4 protein-coding genes are annotated in these 5,808 nt (G+C 70.5%); 1 reads left to right on the top strand and 3 read right to left on the bottom strand.

Features of this window, described 5'->3' with window-relative positions; genetic code table 11:
• Both hisS and ACI379_RS15860 read right to left on the bottom strand, forming a co-directional pair.
• A partial coding sequence (gene hisS, locus ACI379_RS15865) for a histidine--tRNA ligase (RefSeq protein WP_439793083.1) occupies positions 1–1,139 on the bottom strand: 1,139 nt, incomplete at its 3' end.
• Positions 1,140–1,168: 29 nt separating this feature from the next.
• On the bottom strand, positions 1,169–1,879 hold the full coding sequence (locus ACI379_RS15860; RefSeq protein WP_439793082.1) for an MBL fold metallo-hydrolase: 711 nt from the start codon (positions 1,877–1,879) through the stop codon (positions 1,169–1,171).
• A gap of 157 nt (positions 1,880–2,036) precedes the next feature.
• On the opposite strand from ACI379_RS15860, the gene ACI379_RS15855 reads away from it, so the two are divergent.
• Positions 2,037–3,290, top strand: a complete 1,254-nt coding sequence (locus ACI379_RS15855; protein ID WP_439793081.1) for a DUF349 domain-containing protein — start codon at positions 2,037–2,039, stop codon at positions 3,288–3,290.
• A gap of 108 nt (positions 3,291–3,398) precedes the next feature.
• Here ACI379_RS15855 and ACI379_RS15850 read toward each other — a convergent pair whose 3' ends face one another.
• Positions 3,399–5,630, bottom strand: coding sequence for a RelA/SpoT family protein (locus ACI379_RS15850; protein ID WP_439793084.1), 2,232 nt, complete (start codon positions 5,628–5,630; stop codon positions 3,399–3,401).
• Between the last annotated feature and the right edge of the window lie 178 nt (positions 5,631–5,808).

The raw sequence follows: 5,808 nt of genomic DNA, 5'->3' as shown, positions 1-5,808 counted from the left end.
ACGTACGGGGCGCCGCTGCGGTCGGCAGCCTTCATGGCGCCCTTCAGTCCACGCTCGCCGAAGATCTGGTCGGTGCGCAAATCGTTTCCGCGCAGCTGGGCCACCAGACCCGGGGCCGCCGCACGCCCACCGTCGCCCAGCGGGACGACGAAGACGTCCAACGGCGAGGCGGGGCCGACCTGCAGGCCCTCGGCCTGGCAGGCGAGGAAGGTGCGGTCCAGGCCCAGCCCGAAGCCGATCCCCGAGAGCTCCTGGCCCCCGAGCTCGGCCATCAGCCCGTCGTACCGGCCACCGCCCCCGATGCCCGACTGCGCGCCCAGACCGTCGTGGACGAACTCGAAGGTGGTGCGCGTGTAGTAGTCGAGGCCGCGGACCATGCGCGGGTTCACCACGTACGCGGTGCCCTGCTCGTCCAGCAGCTCGCGGACGCGACCGAAGTGGGCGGCGCAGGCGTCGCAGAGGTGGTCGAGCATCAGCGGCGCACCGTCGAGCTGGGCGGCCACCTCGGGACGCTTGTCGTCCAGCACCCGCAGCGGGTTGAGCTGGGCGCGCTCGCGGGTCGCCTCGTCCAGATCGAGCCCGGCGAGGAAGGCGACGAGCAGCTCCCGGTACGCCGGGCGGCACTCGCGGCACCCGAGCGAGGTGATCTCGAGGCGGTAGCCCGTCAGGCCGAGCGACCGGTAGCCCTGGTCGGCCAGACCCACGACCTCGGCGTCCAGGGCGGGGTCGTCGGAGCCGATGGCCTCGACACCGAACTGCTGCAGCTGGCGGTAGCGCCCGTGCTGCGGGCGCTCGGCGCGGAAGAAGGGGCCCGTGTACCAGAGCTTGACCGGCAGCTGGCCGCGGTCGAGGCGGTGCTCGATCACGCTGCGCATGACACCGGCGGTGCCCTCGGGCCGCAGGGTCAGGGAGCGGTCACCACGGTCGGTGAAGGTGTACATCTCCTTGGAGACGACGTCGGTGGACTCCCCCACCCCGCGCACGTACAGGCTGGTGTCCTCGAAGATCGGCAGCTCGATGTAGCCGTAGCCGGCCAGCACGGCCGGTCGCGCGAGGGCCTCGCGCACCGCCAGCCAGGTGCCGGACTCCGGGGGGAGGTACTCGGGGACGCCCTTGGGCGCGGAGATCGTGTCAGTCATCAGTGGTTCCTCGGTCGTGCGGCCCGGGCTCAGAGTCCGCGGGTCACGCGGTCGGCCTCACGGCCGTCCGACAGGTCGAGCAGGTACGGGTTGGTGGCGCGCTCGCGCCCGATCGAGGTCTGCTCACCGTGGCCGGGCAGGACGACGACGTCGTCGGCCAGGGGCAGGACCTTGTCGCGCAGGGAGCGCAGGATCGTCGGATGGTCACCGCCGGGAAGGTCGGTGCGTCCGATCGAGCCCGCGAACAGCAGGTCGCCGGAGAACATGACTTCGGAGACCTCGGGACGGTCGTACGGCGTGCGGAAGACCACCGAGCCCTCGGTGTGCCCGGGCGTGTGGTCGACCACGAAGGTGAGGCCGGCCAGCTCGAGGTTCTGGGAGTCCGAGAGCTCACGCACGTCGTCGGGCTCGGCCCACTGGTAGTTGCCGCCCAGCATCATCTGGGACGTCTCCCGCGACATGCCGGCCAACGGGTCGGTGAGCAGGTGCCGGTCGGAGGGGTGGATCCACGCGGTGGCGTCGTACGTGCCCGCGACGGGCGCGACGCACCACATGTGGTCGACGTGTCCGTGGGTCACCAGGACGCTGACCGGCTTCAGCTTGTGCTCACGCACGACGTCGGCCACCCCGGCGGCCGCGTCCTTGCCGGGGTCGATGACCACGCACTCGGAACCGGGGCCGGTGGCCACGACGTAGCAGTTGGTCCCCCAGGGGCCTGCTGGGAAGCCGGCGATGAACAACGTCTCAGTCCTCGGGGGTGGGGTACGGGGGGGCGACCGCTCCACCTCGTGGCTGACGCGTCGGCTGCCTCGGCAGCACCGCGGCGCGGCGTCTCAGGGACCGGTCGGAGTGTCAGCCTACCGAGGTGTGGCCCGGACATGACTACGATGGGCGACCATGAGCGCCGACAAGCAGTCCGACTGGGGCCGAGTGGCCGAGGACGGAACCGTCTATGTCCGAACCAACGACGGCGAGCGGGCCGTGGGCCAAGTGCCCGGGGAGAGCCCTGAGGCGGCGCTGAAGTTCTTCACCGACCGCTACGACGCCCTCGCCTTCGAGGTCCAGCTGCTGGAGCAGCGGATCGCCGCGTCCAAGCTGAGCCCCGAGGAGGCGGCGCAGGTCGTGAAGGCCCTGCGCGAGCAGGTCGCCGAGGCCAACGCCGTCGGGGACCTGGTCTCCCTGACCGCGCGCCTGGACGCCCTCGCCCCCGTGATCGCGATCCAGCGCGAGGCACGCCGTGCCGAGCGCGCGGCCCGTACGGCGGAGTCCAAGGAGGCCAAGGAGAAGATCGTCGCCGAGGCCGAGAAGCTCGCCGAGAGCAACGACTGGCGCAACGGGGCCAACCGCCTGCGCGACCTCCTCGAGTCCTGGAAGGCCATCCCCCGCCTCGACAAGGCGACCGACGACGCGCTGTGGCGTCGCTTCTCCACCGCGCGCACCGCGTACACCCGCCGCCGCAAGTCGCACTTCGCCGAGGAGCACCAGCGTCGCGACGGTGCACGCGTGATCAAGGAGCGCCTGGTCGCCGAGGCCGAGTCTATCTCCGGCTCCGACGACTGGGGTGCGACCGCCGGGCGCTACCGCGACCTGATGCGCGACTGGAAGGCCGCCGGGCCCGCGCCGCGCGAGGTCGACGACCAGCTCTGGCAGCGGTTCCGCGCCGCCCAGGACACCTTCTTCGGGGCCCGCGACGCCGCCAACGCCGAGCTCGACCGCGAGTTCGCGGCCAACGCCGAGGTCAAGGACGCGCTCCTCGTCGAGGCCGAGGCCCTGCTGCCGGCCCTCGAGGGGGCTGACGCCGACCTTGACGGCGTGCGCCGTACGTTCCGCGAGATCGCGGAGCGCTGGGACGCCGCCGGCAAGGTGCCGCGCGACCGGATGCGCGACCTCGAGGGCCGCATGCGCAAGGTCGAGCAGGCCATCCGCTCCGTCGAGGCCGACCAGTGGCGCCGCAGCGACCCCGAGAAGTCGGCCCGCGCCAACGACATGGTCACCAAGCTGGAGGCCGGTGTCGCCGAGGAGGAGGTCAAGCTCGAGAAGGCCCGCGCCGCCGGCGACGCCCGCAAGGTGAAGGACCTCGAGGAGTCCCTGGCCAGCAAGCAGGCGTTCCTGGAGATGGCCCGCCGCACCTCCGCCGAGTTCGGCGGCTGAGCCAACCGGCCCACCACACCGCACTGGTGCCGTCCCCCCGTGGGGCGGCACCAGTCGTGCGTACGGGGGCCCGCGGGTTGCTGTTGTTGGGAACTCCGACAGCCTCCCTCAGGCGGTGACGCGGTAGGCGTCGAAGACGCCCTGGACGGCCCGGACCGAGCGCAGCACCGTGTCGAGGTGCGAGGCGTCGGCCATCTCGAAGGTGAACCGGGAGCGGGCCACACGGTCGCGTGTCGTGGACAGGGTGGCGCTGAGAATGTTCACGTGGGCGTCCGAGAGGGCCATCGTGATGTCCGACAGCAGGCGCGCCCGGTCCAGCGCCTCCACCTGGATGTTGACCAGGAAGGTCGACTCCGACGTCGGGGCCCACTCGATCTCGACCAGCCGCTCGGACTGCTGCTCGAGGTTGGCCGCGTTCGTGCAGTCCGTACGGTGAACCGAGACGCCGCCGCCCTTGGTCACGAACCCAATGATCGGGTCTCCCGGCACGGGCGTACAACACTTGGCGAGCTTGACCCACACGTCGGCGACGCCCTTGACGACGACGCCGGCGTCGCCGGCCTGCGGTGCCTTCGAGCGCGACTGGCGTCCGGTGATGGTGACGCCCTCGGCGAGGTCCTCGGCGGCGCCCTGGAGGCCGCCGTGGATGTCGATGACGCGCCGCACCACGGCCTGGGCGCTGAGGTTGCTCTCCCCCACCGCCGCGTACAACGCGGACACGTCGAGGTGGTGGAAGTGCTCGGCGACCTGCTGGAGCGTCTCGTGGGTCATGAGCCGTTTGAGGGGCAGCCCCTCCTTGCGCATGAGCTTGGCGATCTGGTCCTTGCCGCGCTCGATCGCCTCCTCACGGCGCTCCTTGGTGAACCACTGGCGGATCTTGGACTTCGCCCGCGGCGACTTCACGAAGTTCAGCCAGTCGCGCGACGGCCCGGCCGTGGGCGCCTTGGAGGTGAAGACCTCCACGACGTCGCCGTTCTCGAGGGTCGACTCCAGCGGCACCAGACGCCCGTTGACCCGGGCACCGATCGTGTGGTGCCCGACCTCGGTGTGCACGGCGTACGCGAAGTCGACAGGGCTGGCGTCGACCGGCAGTGCGATGACGTCGCCGCGCGGGGTGAAGACGTACACCTCGGCGCGGTTCATCTCGAAGCGCAGCGACTCGAGGAACTCGCCCGGGTCCTCGACCTCGCTCTGCCAGTCCATCAGCTGGCGCAGCCACACCATGTCGTCGCCGTCGGCCAGACGGTCGGTGTCCTCGCCGGCTCGGCTGGCCTCCTTGTACTTCCAGTGGGCCGCGACGCCGTACTCGGCACGCCGGTGCATGGCGAAGGTGCGGATCTGCATCTCCACCGGCTTGCCCTGCGGGCCGATCACGGTGGTGTGCAGGGACTGGTACATGTTGAACTTCGGCATCGCGACGTAGTCCTTGAAGCGACCCAGGACCGGGTTCCACCGGGAGTGGATGACGCCGAGGACCGAGTAGCACTCCCGGTCCTCCTCGACGAGGATGCGGATGCCGACGAGGTCGTAGATGTCGGAGAAGTCCCGCCCGCCCACGATCATCTTCTGGTAGATCGAGTAGTAGTGCTTGGGTCGGCCGGTGACCTTGGCCTTGATCCGCCCCTCCTTGAGGTCGGCGGTGACCTGCTCGATGACCTCGGCGAGGAACTTGTCCCGGGAGGGGGCACGCTCGGCGACCATCCGCACGATCTCGTCGTAGATCTTGGGGTGCAGGGTGGCGAACGCCAGGTCCTCGAGCTCCCACTTGAGCGTGTTCATGCCGAGGCGGTGGGCCAGCGGCGCGTAGATGTCGAGCGTCTCGCGGGCCTTGCGTTCCTGCGTCTCAGCCTTGAGGTAGCGCAGGGTACGCATGTTGTGCAGGCGGTCGGCGAGCTTGATGACCAGGACCCGGATGTCCTTGGACATCGCGACGATCATCTTGCGGATCGTCTCGGCCTGCGCCGAGTCGCCGTACTGCACCTTGTCGAGCTTGGTGACACCGTCGACGAGCAGGGCCACCTCGTCGCCGAAGTCGCGCCGCAGCTCGTCGAGCGTGTACGGGGTGTCCTCGACCGTGTCGTGCAGCAGGGCCGCCACCAGCGTCGACTCCGTCATGCCGATGTCGGCAAGGATCGTGGTCACCGCGAGGGGGTGGGTGATGTACGGGTCGCCGCTCTTGCGCATCTGGCCGGTGTGGTGCTTCTCGGCCAGCAGGTACGCGCGCTCGAGCAGGGCCAGGTCGGCCTTGGGGTGGTTGGCCCGCACGGCCCGGAACAGGGGCTCCAGGACCGGGTTCGCCGAAGTCGGCCGCGTCCCTATCCGAGCCAGGCGCGCCCGCATGCTGCGCGGTGTCGACGGCCCGGAGGCGCCGCGATCACGAGGCTGAGGGGTGCGCTGGTCGGCCATTGCCACAGTCTAGTGAGGACGGGTACGGCTCAAGGCACTTGGCGCGGATCAGACCGTGACCAGTGTGGTGACGGGCAGGTCGCCCAGCGGCTCGCGCCCCGGCAGGAAGGAC

This window comes from Nocardioides sp., assembly GCF_051876515.1.
In the GTDB taxonomy this organism is placed as follows: domain Bacteria; phylum Actinomycetota; class Actinomycetes; order Propionibacteriales; family Nocardioidaceae; genus Nocardioides.
This window is presented reverse-complemented; position numbering and strand designations above follow the sequence as displayed.